General features: G+C 62.1%; 19 protein-coding genes. 13 read left to right on the plus strand and 6 right to left on the minus strand.

Going from position 1 to position 16,112, the window contains the following annotated elements; translation table 11 throughout:
* The first annotated feature begins 77 nt into the window (after nucleotides 1–77).
* The 9 genes from P3C50_RS00825 (at nucleotide 78) to P3C50_RS00865 (ending at nucleotide 8,507) form a co-directional block, all read left to right on the plus strand.
* The gene (locus tag P3C50_RS00825; protein ID WP_275544526.1) at nucleotides 78–347 is read left to right on the plus strand and encodes a hypothetical protein; all 270 of its coding nucleotides are present in this window, start codon (nucleotides 78–80) and stop codon (nucleotides 345–347) included.
* Complete coding sequence (locus P3C50_RS00830; protein ID WP_275544527.1) at nucleotides 344–919, plus strand: DUF6436 domain-containing protein; 576 nt, start codon at nucleotides 344–346, stop codon at nucleotides 917–919. Before P3C50_RS00825 ends, P3C50_RS00830 begins: the two co-directional genes overlap by 4 nt.
* A 1,575-nt stretch (nucleotides 920–2,494) precedes the next feature.
* Nucleotides 2,495–3,412, plus strand: a complete 918-nt coding sequence (gene cyoA / locus P3C50_RS00835) for a ubiquinol oxidase subunit II (RefSeq protein WP_013714710.1) — start codon at nucleotides 2,495–2,497, stop codon at nucleotides 3,410–3,412.
* A 2-nt stretch (nucleotides 3,413–3,414) separates the two neighbouring features.
* Nucleotides 3,415–5,403 carry a cytochrome o ubiquinol oxidase subunit I gene (gene cyoB / locus P3C50_RS00840; protein ID WP_275544528.1) on the plus strand — a complete coding sequence of 663 codons (1,989 nt, stop codon included), beginning with the start codon at nucleotides 3,415–3,417 and terminating at the stop codon, nucleotides 5,401–5,403.
* 2 nt (nucleotides 5,404–5,405) lie between these two features.
* Complete coding sequence (cyoC, locus tag P3C50_RS00845; RefSeq protein WP_017361578.1) at nucleotides 5,406–6,032, plus strand: cytochrome o ubiquinol oxidase subunit III; 627 nt, start codon at nucleotides 5,406–5,408, stop codon at nucleotides 6,030–6,032.
* Entirely contained in the window at nucleotides 6,033–6,368 is a 336-nt protein-coding gene (gene cyoD, locus P3C50_RS00850) for a cytochrome o ubiquinol oxidase subunit IV (protein WP_275544529.1), read from the plus strand.
* Nucleotides 6,368–7,324 carry a heme o synthase gene (gene cyoE / locus P3C50_RS00855; RefSeq protein ID WP_275544530.1) on the plus strand — a complete coding sequence of 319 codons (957 nt, stop codon included), beginning with the start codon at nucleotides 6,368–6,370 and terminating at the stop codon, nucleotides 7,322–7,324. The genes cyoD and cyoE overlap by 1 nt, the downstream gene beginning before the upstream one ends.
* Before the next feature lie 367 nt (nucleotides 7,325–7,691).
* On the plus strand, nucleotides 7,692–7,964 hold the full coding sequence (locus P3C50_RS00860; protein WP_275544531.1) for a hypothetical protein: 273 nt from the start codon (nucleotides 7,692–7,694) through the stop codon (nucleotides 7,962–7,964).
* Between the two features lie 180 nt (nucleotides 7,965–8,144).
* Entirely contained in the window at nucleotides 8,145–8,507 is a 363-nt protein-coding gene (locus tag P3C50_RS00865; RefSeq protein ID WP_275544532.1) for a hypothetical protein, read from the plus strand.
* Between the two features lie 70 nt (nucleotides 8,508–8,577).
* On the opposite strand, the gene arsH is transcribed toward P3C50_RS00865, so the two are convergent.
* From arsH to P3C50_RS00885, 4 genes are read right to left on the minus strand one after another with little or no spacing between them, the layout of a single operon-like run.
* Complete coding sequence (arsH, locus tag P3C50_RS00870; RefSeq protein WP_275544533.1) at nucleotides 8,578–9,264, minus strand: arsenical resistance protein ArsH; 687 nt, start codon at nucleotides 9,262–9,264, stop codon at nucleotides 8,578–8,580.
* A 10-nt stretch (nucleotides 9,265–9,274) separates the two neighbouring features.
* Complete coding sequence (locus tag P3C50_RS00875; RefSeq protein ID WP_275544534.1) at nucleotides 9,275–9,745, minus strand: arsenate reductase ArsC; 471 nt, start codon at nucleotides 9,743–9,745, stop codon at nucleotides 9,275–9,277.
* 15 nt (nucleotides 9,746–9,760) lie between these two features.
* The gene (locus P3C50_RS00880; RefSeq protein ID WP_212630117.1) at nucleotides 9,761–11,044 is read right to left on the minus strand and encodes an arsenic transporter; all 1,284 of its coding nucleotides are present in this window, start codon (nucleotides 11,042–11,044) and stop codon (nucleotides 9,761–9,763) included.
* A gap of 9 nt (nucleotides 11,045–11,053) precedes the next feature.
* Complete coding sequence (locus P3C50_RS00885) at nucleotides 11,054–11,410, minus strand: metalloregulator ArsR/SmtB family transcription factor (protein WP_161866542.1); 357 nt, start codon at nucleotides 11,408–11,410, stop codon at nucleotides 11,054–11,056.
* 151 nt (nucleotides 11,411–11,561) lie between these two features.
* Here P3C50_RS00885 and P3C50_RS00890 point away from each other — a divergent pair, with 151 nt between their 5' ends.
* The gene (locus P3C50_RS00890; RefSeq protein WP_275544535.1) at nucleotides 11,562–13,010 is read left to right on the plus strand and encodes an alpha/beta hydrolase; all 1,449 of its coding nucleotides are present in this window, start codon (nucleotides 11,562–11,564) and stop codon (nucleotides 13,008–13,010) included.
* A gap of 163 nt (nucleotides 13,011–13,173) precedes the next feature.
* On the opposite strand, the gene grxC is transcribed toward P3C50_RS00890, so the two are convergent.
* Together grxC and P3C50_RS00900 are read right to left on the minus strand one after the other, a co-directional pair.
* Nucleotides 13,174–13,428 carry a glutaredoxin 3 gene (grxC, locus tag P3C50_RS00895; protein WP_161866540.1) on the minus strand — a complete coding sequence of 85 codons (255 nt, stop codon included), beginning with the start codon at nucleotides 13,426–13,428 and terminating at the stop codon, nucleotides 13,174–13,176.
* Nucleotides 13,429–13,446: 18 nt separating this feature from the next.
* Nucleotides 13,447–13,965, minus strand: a complete 519-nt coding sequence (locus P3C50_RS00900; protein WP_212630119.1) for a carboxymuconolactone decarboxylase family protein — start codon at nucleotides 13,963–13,965, stop codon at nucleotides 13,447–13,449.
* Nucleotides 13,966–14,086: 121 nt separating this feature from the next.
* On the opposite strand from P3C50_RS00900, the gene P3C50_RS00905 reads away from it, so the two are divergent.
* The 3 genes from P3C50_RS00905 (at nucleotide 14,087) to P3C50_RS00915 (ending at nucleotide 16,064) form a co-directional block, all read left to right on the plus strand.
* Nucleotides 14,087–14,914: an AraC family transcriptional regulator gene (locus tag P3C50_RS00905; protein WP_161866538.1), complete on the plus strand. Its 828-nt coding sequence runs from the start codon at nucleotides 14,087–14,089 to the stop codon at nucleotides 14,912–14,914.
* A gap of 111 nt (nucleotides 14,915–15,025) precedes the next feature.
* Complete coding sequence (locus P3C50_RS00910) at nucleotides 15,026–15,550, plus strand: DUF3087 domain-containing protein (RefSeq protein WP_275544536.1); 525 nt, start codon at nucleotides 15,026–15,028, stop codon at nucleotides 15,548–15,550.
* Between the two features lie 166 nt (nucleotides 15,551–15,716).
* Nucleotides 15,717–16,064, plus strand: a complete 348-nt coding sequence (locus P3C50_RS00915) for a hypothetical protein (RefSeq protein WP_275544537.1) — start codon at nucleotides 15,717–15,719, stop codon at nucleotides 16,062–16,064.
* Nucleotides 16,065–16,112: the final 48 nt, after the last annotated feature.

A 16,112-nucleotide genomic window follows, 5' to 3' on the forward strand; every position in this document is an offset into this window, starting at 1 on the left:
GCCCGGGCCGACGCGGCAAGGTAGGGCGCCTGGCGTCCGATTCGAAGTGGGTTCCACTGTGAAGGTTGAAGTGAGACATGAGCGCAAAAGATGAAAGCGCTGGGCTGAGCCGCAGTGGCTGCCTGGGGCTGTTTGTGGTGGGGCTGCTGTTTGTAATTTCGTTGGTTGCCGGTTTTATCTACTTCGTCACCCGCCCGCAGGGTGGCGAGATTGAAGCGGGTGAGCGCGCGGCCATCGCCGCCTGCTGGGAACGCACCAAGGGCGCCGACAGTGAGCGTGCCTTCACCGTGGAAAGTTGTCAGGAAATGGAAAAGCAGTTCCTGCGTAAGTTCGGCGAAAAACCATGAGTGTGTTCAGCCGCCTGACGCTCAAACACTATGTGCTGGGCTTCTTTGCCGTGGTGTTGGCGGCCATCGTGTTGATCTGGTGGCTCAGCGGCGCGGCCTACCTGCGGGCCTATGCCGAGCAGACGGTGATCTTCGGTCAGGGCGAGTTGAAGCTGCCGCCTGAACTGGCTGGCCCCGGGCCGATTCGCGTGGTGCACTTCTGGGACCCGGATTGCCCCTGCAACGCGGAGACCGACGCGCACCTGCGCTACCTGATCGGTCTTCATCGCAATGCCGATGTGGTGTTCTACAGCGTGCAGAAGCCGGGCAGCACAGGTGAGATCGCGCCGTTCCTGCGTGGGCGGATGCAGCCCTTGCCGGGTATCGAGGGCATGGAGTCGTTGCCGGCCAGCCCGGCGCTGGCGATCTGGGATCGCGACGGCAATCTGGCCTATGCCGGCCCTTACAGCGAAGGGCTGGTATGCAACTCAAGCAACAGCTTCGTCGAGCCGGTGCTCGAGGCACTGACTCAGGGGCGTCATGTCTCCCTGGCCAGCGGCCTGGCGGTGGGGTGTTATTGCACCTGGAAGTAGTGGCGTAGGCTGGTTGCGGGCGAGCTGGGAAAAGGCATTGCCGCGTGAAAATAGGGCGTCTTTTACAGCGTAAGAACGGATTTATCCGCGATGCTTTTCGCGGCTAAAACTCCCCACAGAAGGCGTTGCCGGCGGCAATTGCTTAGCGCATGCGGAGGCGCCTTGGATAGCAGGCGGCTACGGAAGCTGTGGGAGCGAATTTATTCTTGATCCTGGTAAGGAGCCGAACCCTATCGTGGATAAATCCGCTCCCACGGGGTTATGGCGCGGCTGTAGAACGGGTGCACGGCTCTGAATCTGTAGGAGCGAATTTATTCGCGATCATGGCCGAGGGGCGAACCCTATCGCGAATAAATTCGCTCCTACAGAAATGTTTGCCGGCCGTCATTGCGTCCTGCAGGACGCAAGGCTTCGCGGACGAGTCCGCTCCCACAAGTACAACTGTGTCAGCGCTGCGAGCGCTGTGCTTCTGTGGAGCGGACTTGTCCGCGATAACGCTTTGGATCGAGAGGTATTTGCGGGCGCAATCGCGTAGCCCGGATGCAATCCGGGGCGGACTGCGGTGAAGCCAAAGCAATCGCGGCTGAAGCGGAATGCCGCCCAGCCGCTCCTGCAGACACTGTTGCCGGCTGCCATTGCGCCTTGCAGGACGCAAGGCTTCGCGGACGAGTCCGCTCCCACAAGAATAACTATGTCAGCGCAGCGAGCGCTGTGCTTCTGTGGGAGCGGACTTGTCCGCGATAACGCTTTGGATCGAGAGGTGTCTGCGGGCGCAATCGCGTAGCCCGGATGCAATCCGGGGCGGATTGCGGTGAAGCCAAAGCAATCGCGGCTGAAGCCGCTCTTACAGAAACTAATGCCGGCCGCCATTGCGCCTTGCAGGACGCAAGGCTTCGCGGACAAGTCCGCTCCCACAAGAACAACTATGTCAACGCTGCGAGCGCTGTGCTTCTGTGGGAGCGGCTTCAGCCGCGATGCTTTTAGCCGCGCTCCAATTGCCCCGGATTGCATCCGGGCTACAACACTGTAGGAGCGAATTTATTCGCGATCATGGTCAGGAGCCGAACTCTATCTCGGATAAATCCGCTCCTACATGATCGGCCTTGGGGTCGGCTCATCCGCTTAACGAGGCGCGCTCGTATTCGGGCTGACGCCGTCTCGCTAGAGAATCGCGAATTCTCGACTCTATTTCAGTGTCAAGGGAAACCTTGCGCCGGTTGGCCGCATCTTCCGTGTCATTGATTCCTGTCAATTAGCTGACAAAAAGCGCTAAACCGGGGCTGTGGTCTTTTGTCGCACCCGTTCGTTTCTTTGCCGGCTTCTCCCGGCAAAGTGTTTCAAATCTTTGCGTATATGTTGCGAAATATGTCGAGCGAGTGCGGAAAAACGCCCCTTAAGTAGGCTGCTAACTAATTGTGCGAGGCGGTCATAGCCTGCAACATCCGCGCTTCCCACGGTTTACCGCTTCGCTTGCACGGATGCTCAAGCTCTGAGTTCTCGCTGCTGGCCTTTTACTCGATGGGCCGCACGGCAACTGAAGCCGATTGTGGGGCTCACTCAGTTGAAGGTCGTGACATGAAAGAAGAGAAATACCATCGTTGTGTGCGCTGGCTGGTGATGGCGATTGCCTTCTCGGCGCTCGGTGGATGTGACTGGGCACTGTTCAACTCGAAAGGGCAGATCGGTGTCGAGCAGGGCAACCTCATCCTGATCTCCATCGGACTCATGCTGATCGTGGTGGTACCCGTGATCATCATGACCTTCCTGTTTGGCTGGCGTTATCGCGAGTCGAACGAGAAGGCCACCTACATGCCCGACTGGGCACATTCGCACAAGATCGAGCTGGTCGTCTGGGGCGTTCCCCTGATCATCGTCGCCGTTCTGGCAGTCATCATCTGGCAAACCTCGCACTCGCTCGACCCCTATCGCCCGATCGAATCGGACAAGCCGGCGCTGAACATCGAAGTCGTCTCGCTCGACTGGAAATGGCTGTTCATCTACCCGGATCAGGGCGTGGCCGTGGTCAACGAGCTGGTGATTCCGGAGAAGACCCCGGTGACCTTCCACATCACCTCCGACACGGTGATGAACGCGCTGTCGATCCCGCAGCTCGGTGGGATGATCTACGCCATGGGCGGCCAGCATACCCAGCTCAACCTGATCGCCAACGAACAGGGTGAGTTCTTCGGCCAGTCCGGCAACTTCAGCGGCGAAGGCTTTTCGGCCATGCGCTTCACCACCCACTCGGTCAGCGACGATGCCTTCGCGCAGTGGGTCGACAAGGTCAAGCAGTCGCCCGAGGTCATGGACTTCGCCACCTTCAAGCAGGTGGGCGAGCCCGGCGAGATGGTCAACCACCGCTATCCGATCTACCCGATCCGTTACTTCGGCCAGGTCGAACCGAACCTGTTCAACAAGGTGATCGGGCAGTACGTGACCCTGAAAGATTCCCACAGCACGGCCATGCACGAAGCAGCGGAGGTGCAGGAGTGAATATGTTTGGAAAACTGACTCTGGACGCGATTCCGTACCACGAGCCAATCATCATGATCACCCTGGCCATTGTGGCGCTGGGCGGTCTGGGGCTGTTCGCGGCGGTGACCTACTTCAAGAAGTGGGGCTACCTGTGGAGCGAGTGGCTCACCTCGGTGGACCACAAGAAAATCGGCGTGATGTACATCCTCGTCGCGCTGGTCATGCTGGTGCGTGGCTTCGCCGACGCCATCATGATGCGTACCCACCTGGCGATGGCCCACGGTGACGGGCAGGGCTACCTGCCGCCCGAGCACTACGACCAGATCTTCACCGCGCACGGCATCATCATGCTGATCTTCGTGGCCATGCCACTGGTCACCGGCCTGATGAACATCGTCGTGCCGCTGCAGATTGGCGCGCGTGACGTGGCCTTCCCCTACCTGAACTCGCTGAGCTTCTGGCTGTTCGTCGGCGGCGCGCTGCTGATCAACCTGTCGCTGGGCCTGGGCGAGTTCGCCAAGACCGGCTGGGTGGCTTATCCGCCGTTATCGGGGATTCAGTACAGTCCCGGCGTGGGGATGGATTACTACATCTGGAGCATGCAGCTATCGGGCTTGGGCACGACGCTGACGGGGGTCAACTTCATCGCCACCATCCTCAAGATGCGTGCACCGGGCATGAGCCTGATGAAGATGCCGATCTTCACCTGGACCATCCTCGTTACCTGCGTGCTGATCTGCGGCGCCTTCCCTCCGCTGACCGCGACCCTGGCGATGCTGTCGCTGGACCGCTACCTGGATTTCCACTTCTTCACCAATGAACTGGGCGGCAACCCGATGATGTACGCCAACCTGTTCTGGATCTGGGGTCACCCGGAGGTGTACATCCTCATCCTGCCGGCGTTCGGCGTGTTCTCCGAAGTGGTGGCGACCTTCTCGCGCAAGACCCTGTTCGGTTATGCCTCGATGGTCTGGGCGACCGCGGCCATCGGTGTGCTGTCGTTCGTGGTGTGGCTGCACCACTTCTTCACCATGGGCTCGGGGGCCAGCGTCAACGCCTTCTTCGGCATCATGACCTCGATCATCGCCATCCCCACCGGGGTGAAGATCTTCACCTGGCTGTTCACCATCTTCCGTGGCCGTCTGCAGCTCAACGCCATGACCTGGATGACCCTGGGCTTCCTCGTGACCTTCTCCATCGGCGGCATGACCGGCGTGCTGATGGCGGTGCCAGCGGCGGACTTCGTGCTGCACAACAGCCTGTTTTTGATCGCCCACTTCCACAACGTGATCATCGGCGGTGCGGTGTTCGGCTACCTGGCCGGCATCATCTACTGGTTCCCGAAAGCCTTCGGCTTCAAGTTGCTCGATCGCTTCGGCCGTTACTCCTTCTGGTGCTGGCTGATCGGCTTCTACTTCGCCTTCATGCCGCTGTACGTGCTGGGCTTCATGGGCATGACCCGTCGTCTGAACCACTTCGACAACCCGGCCTGGGTACCTTGGGTTCAGGTTGCTGTGGTCGGTGCCGTGCTGATCGGTATCGGCATCGTCTTCACCGTCGTGCAGTTCGTTACCAGCTACATCAAGCGCAAGGAAAACGTCGACGTCACTGGCGACCCGTGGGATGGCCGTACCCTGGAGTGGGCCACTTCCTCGCCGCCGCCGTTCTACAACTTCGCCGTCATTCCGACTGCGGACAAGATCGACGCCTTCTACGAGGCGAAGAAGAACGGTGTCGAGCTGATGCCTGCGCCCGAGCACTACGAGCCGATCCACATGCCGAAGAACACCGGCAATGGCCTGATCGTGTCGATTCTCATCTTTGCCTTTGGCTTCGCCATGATCTGGCACATCTGGTGGCTGGCCATCGTTGGTCTGGTCGGTGCGGTAGCCAGCTTCATCGTGCGTTCCTACGACGATGACATCGACTACTACGTGCAGCCCGAAGAGATCGCACGCATCGAGCAGGCGCATCACCAAACCAAAGCCAACGCAGTCGTACAGGCCTGATCATGACCGCTTACGAACCTCACTATCCTCACGACGCTCATGGTCACGGCCATGAGCACCACCACGACACCAGTGGTATCAAGCTGTTCGGCTTCTGGGTCTACCTGATGACCGACCTGCTGATCTTCGCCACGGTGTTCGCCACCTTCGCGGTACTCAGCAACTCCTTCGCCGGTGGCCCCACCGCCAAGGAAATGCTCAGCCCGGGCCTGCACCTGGTGCTGGTGGAAACCTTCGCGCTGCTGTTTTCCAGTATCACCTACGGCATGGCCATGCTCGCCACCTACCGTGGTGACAAGGGCGCGGTGCTGCGCTGGCTGGGCATCACCTTCCTGTTCGGTGCGGCCTTCATCAGCATCGAGCTGTACGAGTTCCGCCACCTGATCCATGAAGGTGCTGGGCCGCAGGTCAGTGCCTACTGGTCGGCGTTCTTCACCCTGGTCGGCACCCACGGCCTGCACGTCAGTGCCGGCTTGCTGTGGATGCTGGTGCTGATGTTCCAGGTTGGCAGCCGTGGCCTGACCGACACCAACAAGACCCGTGTGGGGCTGCTCAGCCTGTTCTGGCACTTCCTCGACGTGGTGTGGATCTGCGTGTTTACCGTCGTCTACCTGATGGGGGTGCTGTAAATGGCTCACCAAGACAATCACGCCGCCCACGCCGTGGGCTTCAAGGACTACCTGACCGGTTTCATCCTGTCGGTGATCCTCACCGTGATCCCTTTCCTGCTGGTCATGCACCCTGAAGTGCTGGGCCTGAGCCGTGGCGCGACGCTGATCACCGTGGTGCTGTTCGGCCTGGTGCAGGTGCTCGTCCACCTCGTGTACTTCCTGCACATGAAGACCGACGCGGAAGGCCGCTGGAACGTCGTTTCGATGATCTTCACCGTGCTGATCATCGCGTTCGTGGTCGGCCTGTCGGTCTGGATCATGTGGAGCATGCACTATCACATGATGATCAACTGATGCTGGCGCTCCTGAAGCAGTACCTCAACCTCGCCAAGCCGGGCATCGTTTTCGGCAATCTGATTTCCGTGACGGGCGGTTTCTTCCTGGCTTCGCGCGGCGATGCGAACCTGGCGCTGTACTTCGCGACAGCGCTGGGGGTTTCGCTGGTGATCGCCTCAGGCTGCGTGTTCAACAACTACATCGATAGGGACATCGACCAGAAGATGGAGCGCACCCGTAACCGGGTGCTGGCGCAGGGGCTGGTGTCCCCTGTGCACGCCATCGTCTATGCCTGCATGCTCGGGGTGGCGGGGGTGGCGTTGCTCTACGCCGCCACCAACACCCTGGCGGTGATGCTGGTGCTGATGGGCTTCGTGGTCTACGTCGGCCTCTACAGCCTGTGGCTCAAGCGTGGCTCGGTGTATGGCACCCTGGTCGGTAGCCTGTCGGGGGCGGCACCGCCCGTGGTCGGCTACTGCGCGGTGAGCAACGAGTTCGACGCTGGCGCCGCCATCCTGTTGTTGATCTTCAGCCTGTGGCAGATGCCGCATTCCTATGCCATCGCCATCTTCCGTTTCAATGACTACCAGGCCGCGAACATCCCGGTGCTGCCCGTCATCAAGGGGATTTCGGCGGCCAAGCGGCAGATCGTGCTGTACATCGCCGCCTTCGTGGTCGCGACCCTGATGCTGACGCTCAGCGGCTACGCCGGCTACAGCTACTTCGTGGTCGCCGCGCTGAGCGGTGCCTACTGGCTGTGGATGGGCGTATCGGGCTACAAGGCTGTCGATGATCGAGTGTGGGCGCGCAAGCTGTTCACCTTCTCCATCATCAGCATCACCATGCTCAGCGTGATGATGTCGGTGGATTTCATCTCCTCGCCCGAACAGGTATTGGTGACCTCCATCAATCACCTGTGCAGCCAGTTCGCCGGCAGCGCGCAGGGCATCTGCGCGGTGGTCGCCGGTATCTGACCTCGGCCCTGTGGGAGGGGCTTCAGCCGCGACTGTCGCCGCTGAATCGCCTCCCACGGGGACTGTAATACCGCTCTTTACATTCACCACAGGTGGATCGATGAAGCGTGATCCACCCTGTGGTTGAGCGTAAGCGTGGATGGCCTTCGGGCTGTCCATGTATCTCCCTTTCTTTTCCCTTCCCCAAACCGGCAGCATTTGCATTTGTTGTGGCGACTCTGTGAGTTAGTTCGCCAGAGATGGTCTTGCTGGCAGATTGCATCTGAACTACGGTGCTCGCTCCTCGTAGGGACAGAGGCGTGCTATCTGCAAGCATGGAAAAACCATGCGTAGCGGAAGGTGCTCAGTAGATTGACAGGGAGGTTCCATGGCGTTGTTGCGTTCATTGTTGGTTGCGTTGTTGATAGTCAGCCTGATGGGCTGTGCTCAGCGACAGAACGAGCAAAAGCCGGAAGCTGTGCAGACATGCCATGAGGTAGAGAGCTGCCAGCAAGACACGCCAAAGTCAGAGCCCGGTGTGGGCGAGCAACTTGCTCTTGGCGCTGTCTCTGTGGTGGTTGCAGTTGTAGCCATTCCTGTATTTCTTATTTCCTACATGGTCATCTGTCCGTTCTCTGATGGAGGATTGTGCGGCAGCTAGGTTGATGCTTTTGGGCATCCAGGCACGAGGCTGTTTGTATGCCTCTTCATGGTAAATCGGGGTGCATTGGTTCAAGCTTTGCGGTTGATCCTCGCCAGCATAGGGAACATGTAATGGACGATCGTGGCCATCAGTATCGGCGCGAAACGGTGTGGCAGACCCAGAATGGGAGCATGCTCTGTGGCTAACCGTGATCTCGGCCGTTTTCCGCGCTTGAAGACGCTGTGCAATCTGGCATTGCTCCTGCTGCAGTTGATCACCTTGGCAGCCTACTGGGGCATGGCCAGCGCCAGGCCCAGCTACATGGCGATCAGTCAGGAGCTCTACCCGAGCAGCGAGCGACTGATGAACAGCTGGCTGGCCGACACGCTGGTCTCCATGCCGGCCATGCTCGTGGTAGGCGCCATCTTCGTGTTGAGCGTCGCCAAGGAGTTTGCCGGCCTGAGCAAGGTCCGGCGAATTCAACTCAATGCGCTGATCCTGAGCGTGCTGCTGGTCGTGCTGTATTTGGCCGCCTCGCCACTCTACGTCGCGGCCGCCTGATCAGCCTGCACTCGATTCCGTAGGAGCGGCTTTAGCCGCGATTGTCGCCGCTAAAGCGCCTCCTACCGTCTCAGATACTGTTCTGATTGACCCGCTGCATCAGCTCCTCGGCCGACTCCTTGCGTTCTGAGTAGCGATCCACCAGTTCCGGGTGGTCGCGCAGCAGCCAGGTGAAGCGCATCAGCTCTTCCATCACATCCACCAGGCGGTCGTAGTAGGGCGAGGGTTTCATGCGGTTGTCGTCGCCGAATTCGAGGAAGGCCTTCGGTACCGAGGACTGGTTGGGGATGGTGAACATGCGCATCCAGCGGCCGAGCACGCGCAGCTGGTTGACCACGTTGAACGACTGCGAGCCGCCGCACACCTGCAGCACGGCGAGGGTCTTGCCCTGGGTCGGACGCACCGCGCCCATGGCCAGCGGCACCCAGTCGATCTGCGCCTTGAACACCGCCGACATGGCGCCGTGGCGTTCCGGTGAGCACCACACCTGGCCTTCCGACCACTGCATCAGCTCGCGCAGTTCATGCACCTTGGGGTGCTCCACCGGGGCATCGTCCGGCAGGGGCAGGCCGGACGGGTCGAAGATGCGTGTCTCGGCGCCCAGGTGCTGGAGCAGGAGCGCGGCTTCTTCGATCAGCAGGCGGCTGAACGAGCGCTCGCGGTTGGAGCCGTACAGCAGCAGGATGCGCGGCGCCGGGGCGTCGCTGGGGGCGGCCGCTGGCAGCAGGTCGCTGTCGAGGTTGGGCAGATCGCTCATGCGATTCTCCTTACAATTCGCCGATCTGGTTCAGTGCCTGCTGCAGCTCGGCGCGGCTCAGGTTGCGCAACGGCAGGGCGAGGAAGGCGCGGCAGCGCCGCTCGATATGCGCCAGGGTGGCGTGGAAGGCTGCGTCGATGGTGGTCTCATCGCCTTCCACGTGGGAAGGATCTTCCAGGCCCCAGTGCGCCTTCAGCGCCGGGCCGAAATACACCGGGCAGGCCTCGCCGGCGGCCTTGTCGCAGACGGTGATGACAATGTCCGGCGGGCTATCTTCGAAGGCCTCGTTGCCCTTGCTCGACAGGCCGGCGGTGGAGATGCCGGCCGCCTCCAGGGTGCTCAGGCTGCGCGGCAGTACCTGGCCGCGGGGGAAACTGCCGGAGCTGACGGCCTGATAGCCGGGCGGGGCAATATGGTTGAACAGCGCCTCGGAGAGAATGCTGCGGCAGCTGTTGGCCGTGCACATGAACAAGACTTTCATCAGGAAGGCTCCGGGTCAGAGGCTCAGGCGCAGGGCCAGAGCGGCAAGAGTCAGCAGGAGGATCGGCAGGGTGAGGATGATGCCGACCCTGAAGTAATAGCCCCAGGTAATACGGATGCCCTTGCGGGCCAACACGTGCAGCCAGAGCAGGGTGGCCAGGCTGCCAATGGGGGTGATCTTGGGGCCGAGGTCGCAGCCAATCACATTGGCGTAGACCATTGCCTCACGTACCAGGCCGCTGGCCTGGCTGGCGTCGATGGCCAGAGCGCCGATCAGTACGCTGGGCATGTTGTTCATGATCGAGGAGAGCAGGGCGCTGAGCAGGCCGGTGCCGATGGCGGCGGCCCAGATGCCTTGCGCAGCCAGCGCGTCGAGCAGGGTGGTGAGGTCCGCCGTGAGGCCGGCGTTGCTCAGGCCGTAGACCACCAGATACATGCCCAGCGAGAACACCACCACCTGCCATGGCGCACCGCGCAGCACCTTGGCCGTGGCGATGTGATGGCCGCGCACGGCCACGCCGAACAGCACCGCCGCGCACACTGCAGCAATCGCGCTGATCGGGATGCCCAGCGGCTCCAGCGCGAACAGACCGAGCAGCAGCACCAGCAGGACGATCCAGCCGGCGATGAAGGTGTGTGGATCGCGGATCGCCTCACGCGGCGCCGGTAGGCTGCCTACGGCATAGCGCGCAGGAATGTCGCGGCGGAAGAACAGCCAGAGCATGCCCAGGGTGGCGGTCACGCTGACCAGATTCACTGGCACCATCACCGCGGCGTAGGCGCCGAAGCCTATGCCGAAGTAGTCGGCCGAGACGATGTTGACCAGGTTCGACACCACCAGTGGCAGGCTGGCGGTATCGGCAATGAAGCCGGCGGCCATGACGAAGGCCAGGGTCGAGGCCGGCGAGAAGCGCAGCGCCAGCAGCATGGAAATGACGATGGGCGTGAGGATCAGCGCGGCGCCGTCGTTGGCGAACAGCGCCGATACCGCTGCGCCGAGCAGAATGCACAGGGCGAACAGGCGTGCGCCATGGCCGCCGGCCCAGCGCGCCATGTGCAGCGCAGCCCACTCGAAGAAGCCGGCCTCATCCAGCAGCAGGCTGATGATGATCAGGGCGATGAAGGTGAAGGTCGCGTTCCACACGATGTCCCACACGGTGGGAATGTCGCCGGGGCTGACCACTCCGGTGAGCAGGGCCAGCACCGCGCCGAGCGAGGCACTCCAGCCGACGCCAAGGCCGCGCGGTTGCCAGATGACCAGAATCAGAGTGAAGACGAAGATGGCGGCGGCGATAAGCATGTGGGCTTCTCAACAGCAAGTGGCGAGGCGGGCAGGGCGGTCGCCCATGTTGGCGAGACGGCTGGCATCCTGCTGCAGCCAGGTGCGGTTGGCAGCTAGGGTGGCGGCCAGCACGTCACGCACCCATTGCGGCAGATCCGGCGCCAGGCGGTAGTACACCCATTGGCCCTGGCGGCGGTCCTGCAGCAGGCCGCTCGTGCGCAGTTGCGCCAGGTGACGTGAGATCTTCGGCTGGCTGTCGGCCAATGCGCAGACCAGCTCGCATACGCATAGCTCACCTTGCTCGACGATCAGCAGTACGGCACGTGCGCGGGTTTCGTCGGCCAGGGATTTGAACAGTGCGGGTGGGGACAGTTGATCGGACATTGGCGGAGCCCAAATATGTGGTTTGCCGAATATACGAAAATCCATATGTGTAAGGCAAACCCGGTGGAGCTCGTCGGGGCTTTGCACTACAGTCCCCGAGCCGGTCGCCGGGACGGATTTTCCCGGCCAGAGATTTCAAGGGAGGCGCTTGATGCGTTTACCGCGCATGCGCAACGTGATGGCCTGGACGCTGGTGGTGCTGTTGTTGATCCTGGTGGCCTTGCTCGGCATTCGTATCGCCGGGCTGTCGGCATTGCCCGAGTTGGAGCCCTGGCACCGCCTGGTGCCGCAGGAGCTGGAGGTCAGCGAGCTGGATGAGGGCGACTGGCAGGCCTACCTGGCTGCCGAGGCGGCCCTTTTCGAGCGCCTGCAACGTCATCTGATCGAGCCGGTCACGGTCTCCGGCACGGCGCCATACAGCCGTTATGCCAGCGACAGCCCGGTCTACCCCGGCAATCTGCCGCATGACTGGAACCGTTCCTTCATCCTGCCGCCTTCGGGCCCGGCGCGAGGCGTGGTGGTGTTGCTGCACGGCCTGACCGACTCGCCCTACAGCCTGCGCCATATCGCGCGGCATCTGAGCGAGCGGGGGCTGCTCGCCGTGGTGCCGCGCATGCCCGGCCATGGCACGGTGCCGGCGGCGCTCACCGCTGCGCATTGGGAGCAATGGCTGGCCACCACGCGCCTGGCTGTGCGCGAGGCGCGGCGTCAGGTACCGGACGGGCCGCTGTATCTGGTCGGCTACTCCAATGGCGGGGCTCTGGCGCTGCGCTACAGTCTGGCGGCGCTGGAGGATGAGCGTCTGGCCATGCCGCAACGCCTGGTACTGATCTCGCCGATGATCGGTGTCACCAGTTACGCGCGTTACGCCGGCTTGGCGGCTCTGCCAGCGGTGCTACCGGCCTTCGCCAAGTCGGCGTGGATGAACGTGCTGCCGGAGTTCAATCCGTTCAAGTACAACTCCTTCCCGGTGCAGGCGGCGCGGCAGACCTACGAGTTGACCCGCGAGGTGCAGAGCGCCTTCGATGCTGCCGAGGCCGATGGCCGTCTGTCGCGGCTGCCACCGGTGCTGGCCCTGCAATCACTGGCCGACAGCACCGTGAGCACGCCCGCGGTGGTGCGCCAGCTGTTCGCGCGCCTGCCGGCCAACGACAGCGAGCTGGTGGTGTTCGATATCAATCGCTCGCAGGCAGCCAGCTCCCTGTTGCGAGCCGATATGAGCGGATTGCTGGAGCAACTGTTGCCAACGGCTCGGCGTGACTACGACCTGACCGTGGTCGGCGTGGTCACCGAGCGGGGCCGTGCAGTCGAGGCCCGACGTATCGCCGCAGGTAGCCAGCAGGTTCAGCGTCAGCCGCTGGGCGTGGACTATCCGAGTCAGCTGTTCTCGCTGTCGCATGTGGCCTTGCCTTTCCCGCCGAGCGATCCGTTGTACGGAAGCGACCCGGCATCGGATGAATCCTATGGCGTATCGCTCGGCACCCTGGCGCCGCGTGGTGAACATGGCGTGCTGGTGGTGGGGTTGGACAGTCTGCAACGGGCAACTTCCAACCCCTTCTACGACTACCTGCTGCAGCGCATCGACGAGCACTTGGAGTGAGCGCCGAGGTGGGCGGCCAGCATGCGTTCCTGCCCCTTTTATGGGTGCGAACACCGGCCGCGGGGCGTGCCTGCCGATCGCTGCTGGCCATCGCGGCAACAGGCGCGCGTTGATAGCGGCGACCAGCGGGGCGGTGGCCGCCCACCAGGCCGGCCGTCAGCGCTCAGTCTTGCAGCAGCGCGTCCAGCTTGCCTGCACGCTCTAGCGCGGCCAGATCATCGAAGCCACCGACATGCTGCTCGCCGATGAAGATCTGCGGCACGCTGCGGCGCTTGCTGCGCTGCAGCATTTGCGCCATCAGCTCGGGCGAGCGGCTCACATCGATCTCCTCGTAGGTCACGCCCTTGCGCGTCAGCAGCGCCTTGGCATTGATGCAGTAGGGGCAGTACGCAGTGGTGTAGAGGGTGACGGCTTGCATGGTGGACCTCCGGCGTCATCAGACGGCTACTGGTGGAAAGTCGACAACGGTTTCGGCCAGGTTGTTGAGGTAATTGGTCAGCGTCATCAGGGCGACGTTGGCTACCACCTCGACGATAGCGGCCTCGCTCAGCCCGGCATCGCGCGCGGCTTGCAGCTGCGCATCGCTGATGCGGCCACGGCTGTCGATGACCTGCCGGGCCAGGCGCGCCACGGCATCGAACTCGCCATTGCGGGCGCTGCGAATGTCTGCCTCGCTCAAACCGGCCTTGCCGGCGAACAGGGTGTGTGCGGCCAGGCAGTAGTCGCAGCCGTTGACCTGCGAGCTGGCCAGCGCCACCACTTCGCGCGCCCTGGCGTTCAATGTGCCTTTGCCGAGGGCCTGGGACAGCGCCAGGTAGCCGCTCAGCGCGGCCGGGGCATTGGCCAGGGTGGCGAAGGTGTTGGGGATGAAACCGAGGCCCTTGCGGATGCCTTCCAGTTGCGCCTGGGCGCTGGCAGCGGTTTGTTCGAAGGGCAGTGCGGCGATGCGAGTCATGGTGAGTCTCCAGTCTTGATGGTGAGCTTGTCGTTCAAGCCTGGAGCCAGATTATTGAAGCGAGCTGGCCTTTCGGATTCAGATCGTCGATGTTATGCGACAGATCGTCCAAGAGTGCGAAATGACCATGGATCGCCTGTCCAGCCTGCTGCATCACTTCAATCTGCACGCCAGCACCTTCCACCGTGGTGGCTTCTGCGGCACCAGCAGCCATGGCGAGCATGAGCCGCACGGTTACATCCACCTGCTGCGTGCCGGGCGCATGAGCTTTCGCGAGGGCGATGGCCGCGAACTGCATCTGGCCGAGCCGAGCCTGATGCTGGTGGCCAGGCCGCGCCTGCACCAGATGAGCGCCAGCGAGGCCGACGGCGCCGAACTGGTCTGCGCCACCCTGGCCTTCGATGGTGGCATCGACAATCCGCTGTCGCGGTCGCTGCCCGGGGCCATCGTCAAACCCTTGCGCGAACTGCCGAGTCTGAGCGGTTGCCTGGACTGGCTGTTCGCCGAGGCGGCGGGGGAGGATTGCGGGCGTGAACTGGTGCTGAACCGCCTTTTCGAGCTGATGGTAATCCAGCTGCTGCGCCATCTGATGAACAATCGCGAACTGGCCTCGGGGATGATCGCGGGCCTTGCCGAACCGCGCCTGGCGCGCGCGCTCAATCGGATGCATGAGAAGCCGCAACATGGCTGGTCGGTGGCCGAGTTGGCTGCGCTGGCCGGCATGTCGCGGGCCAGTTTCGCTGCGTATTTTCACCAGGTGGTAGGCGCTACGCCGGCCGATTATCTGGTGGGCTGGCGTGTCAGCCTGGCGCAGAAGCGCCTGCGTGAAGGCAGGCCCATGGCACTGATCGCCGATGAGGTCGGCTACGAAAGCCCCTCGGCCCTGGCCCGCGCGTTTCGCCGCAAGGTGGGAACGAGCCCCAGTGAGTGGCTGAAGCAGGGCGGTTGAGTATCACGCGGCAGCTTTGATCTGCGGCAATCGGGCTGCTGATCGGGCTCGACCACAGTGCCCCGATAGTGCATGGTGGCGCCCCACGCTGCCTGCTTCGAGAGTCGCGCCATGTTCGAAATCCAAGCCATCGACCCCGCCTATTACCGCCAGCAGACACGCCGCAGCACGATGGTGATCGCGGTCGTCTTCGTGGCGCTGGCCATGCTCTGCGCCACGCTGAGTACGCAGGTGTTCGGCACGCCCGGTGGCGACAACTTCAAGTGGAACCTGCTCGGTGTGGCAGCGGGTCTGATGCTTACCGTCGCCCTGGTGCGCCAGCAGCTATGGTCGCGGCCATTCATGGCACCGGCCGTTTATGGCTGGCGGCTCAAACGCAGCCTGATGCGCATCACCAACGTCATGCATCACGTCAAGGCGGGTGTGGCGCAGGGGGATGAAAGCGCGATGAAACTGCTGCGTTTCTATCACCTGGGGGTCACCCAGATGCACCAGCTCGACGGCAATTCCAGTGAGCTGAGCCAGATGGTGCGCGAGATCGACGACCACCGCGAGGCGATGCAGCAGCGTGGGCTGGATATCCAGCAGACGCGGTTCGATCCTGCCTCGTTGGAGTGGGTAAAGTCCTTCAACTGAACACTTCGTTATCGAGTCACAATGACTTATTTGCTGTTATTTTGACTTTTCTTTTCTGCTGTCATTAGTACCTTTATTTTTCTATCTATTTGTTTTTAAAGATAAAAATATGTGGCACGAGATCTGACTATCTCCGGGTGCAATGCCTATTACAGGAGAAAATCAGATGAAACCCCTTGCCTTGCTCGCTTTTTCCCTTGGCCTTGCGGCCACCAGTGTCTTGCAGGCTGCCGAAGTGGTCGCCGAGCGTGAGGAAAACTCCATCGGCGCCGGCTTCGGTGGCCTGTCCGGCCTGATGCTCGGCGCTGCGGCTGGCGGCCCCGTCGGTGCGCTGGTTGGCGCTGCCGCCGGGCTTTGGTCCGGAGCTCAGGTTCAGTCCGCCAGTGGCAACAGCGGTACTGCCTATGTCGTGCGTCATGAAGACGGTCGCGAACAGTGGGTGCGCTCGCCTAATGAGCGCTTCGAGTTGGGCCAGCAAGTGGAAATGAACGGTATCCGTCTGCTGGCTCAGTAAACCGATTTGGCTGGGAGGTTACTCAGCCACCGCATTCACTTTTTCGCT

The organism is Pseudomonas sp. Marseille-Q0931, from assembly GCF_940789645.1.
GTDB lineage: Bacteria > Pseudomonadota > Gammaproteobacteria > Pseudomonadales > Pseudomonadaceae > Aquipseudomonas.

Excerpts from the sequence above, each read along its gene's own strand:
- P3C50_RS00860 (WP_275544531.1), top strand. The coding sequence starts at position 7,692 with ATGGCGTTGTTGCGTTCATTGTTGGTTGCGTTGTTGATAGTCAGCCTG.
- cyoA (WP_013714710.1), top strand. The coding sequence starts at position 2,495 with ATGAAAGAAGAGAAATACCATCGTTGTGTGCGCTGGCTGGTGATGGCG.
- P3C50_RS00875 (WP_275544534.1), bottom strand. The coding sequence starts at position 9,745 with ATGAAAGTCTTGTTCATGTGCACGGCCAACAGCTGCCGCAGCATTCTC.
- cyoC (WP_017361578.1), top strand. The coding sequence starts at position 5,406 with ATGACCGCTTACGAACCTCACTATCCTCACGACGCTCATGGTCACGGC.
- cyoB (WP_275544528.1), top strand. The coding sequence starts at position 3,415 with ATGTTTGGAAAACTGACTCTGGACGCGATTCCGTACCACGAGCCAATC.
- cyoE (WP_275544530.1), top strand. The coding sequence starts at position 6,368 with ATGCTGGCGCTCCTGAAGCAGTACCTCAACCTCGCCAAGCCGGGCATC.
- cyoD (WP_275544529.1), top strand. The coding sequence starts at position 6,033 with ATGGCTCACCAAGACAATCACGCCGCCCACGCCGTGGGCTTCAAGGAC.
- P3C50_RS00900 (WP_212630119.1), bottom strand. The coding sequence starts at position 13,965 with ATGACTCGCATCGCCGCACTGCCCTTCGAACAAACCGCTGCCAGCGCC.
- P3C50_RS00905 (WP_161866538.1), top strand. The coding sequence starts at position 14,087 with ATGACCATGGATCGCCTGTCCAGCCTGCTGCATCACTTCAATCTGCAC.
- grxC (WP_161866540.1), bottom strand. The coding sequence starts at position 13,428 with ATGCAAGCCGTCACCCTCTACACCACTGCGTACTGCCCCTACTGCATC.
- P3C50_RS00880 (WP_212630117.1), bottom strand. The coding sequence starts at position 11,044 with ATGCTTATCGCCGCCGCCATCTTCGTCTTCACTCTGATTCTGGTCATC.
- P3C50_RS00890 (WP_275544535.1), top strand. The coding sequence starts at position 11,562 with ATGCGTTTACCGCGCATGCGCAACGTGATGGCCTGGACGCTGGTGGTG.
- P3C50_RS00830 (WP_275544527.1), top strand. The coding sequence starts at position 344 with ATGAGTGTGTTCAGCCGCCTGACGCTCAAACACTATGTGCTGGGCTTC.
- P3C50_RS00915 (WP_275544537.1), top strand. The coding sequence starts at position 15,717 with ATGAAACCCCTTGCCTTGCTCGCTTTTTCCCTTGGCCTTGCGGCCACC.
- P3C50_RS00910 (WP_275544536.1), top strand. The coding sequence starts at position 15,026 with ATGTTCGAAATCCAAGCCATCGACCCCGCCTATTACCGCCAGCAGACA.
- P3C50_RS00825 (WP_275544526.1), top strand. The coding sequence starts at position 78 with ATGAGCGCAAAAGATGAAAGCGCTGGGCTGAGCCGCAGTGGCTGCCTG.
- P3C50_RS00885 (WP_161866542.1), bottom strand. The coding sequence starts at position 11,410 with ATGTCCGATCAACTGTCCCCACCCGCACTGTTCAAATCCCTGGCCGAC.
- arsH (WP_275544533.1), bottom strand. The coding sequence starts at position 9,264 with ATGAGCGATCTGCCCAACCTCGACAGCGACCTGCTGCCAGCGGCCGCC.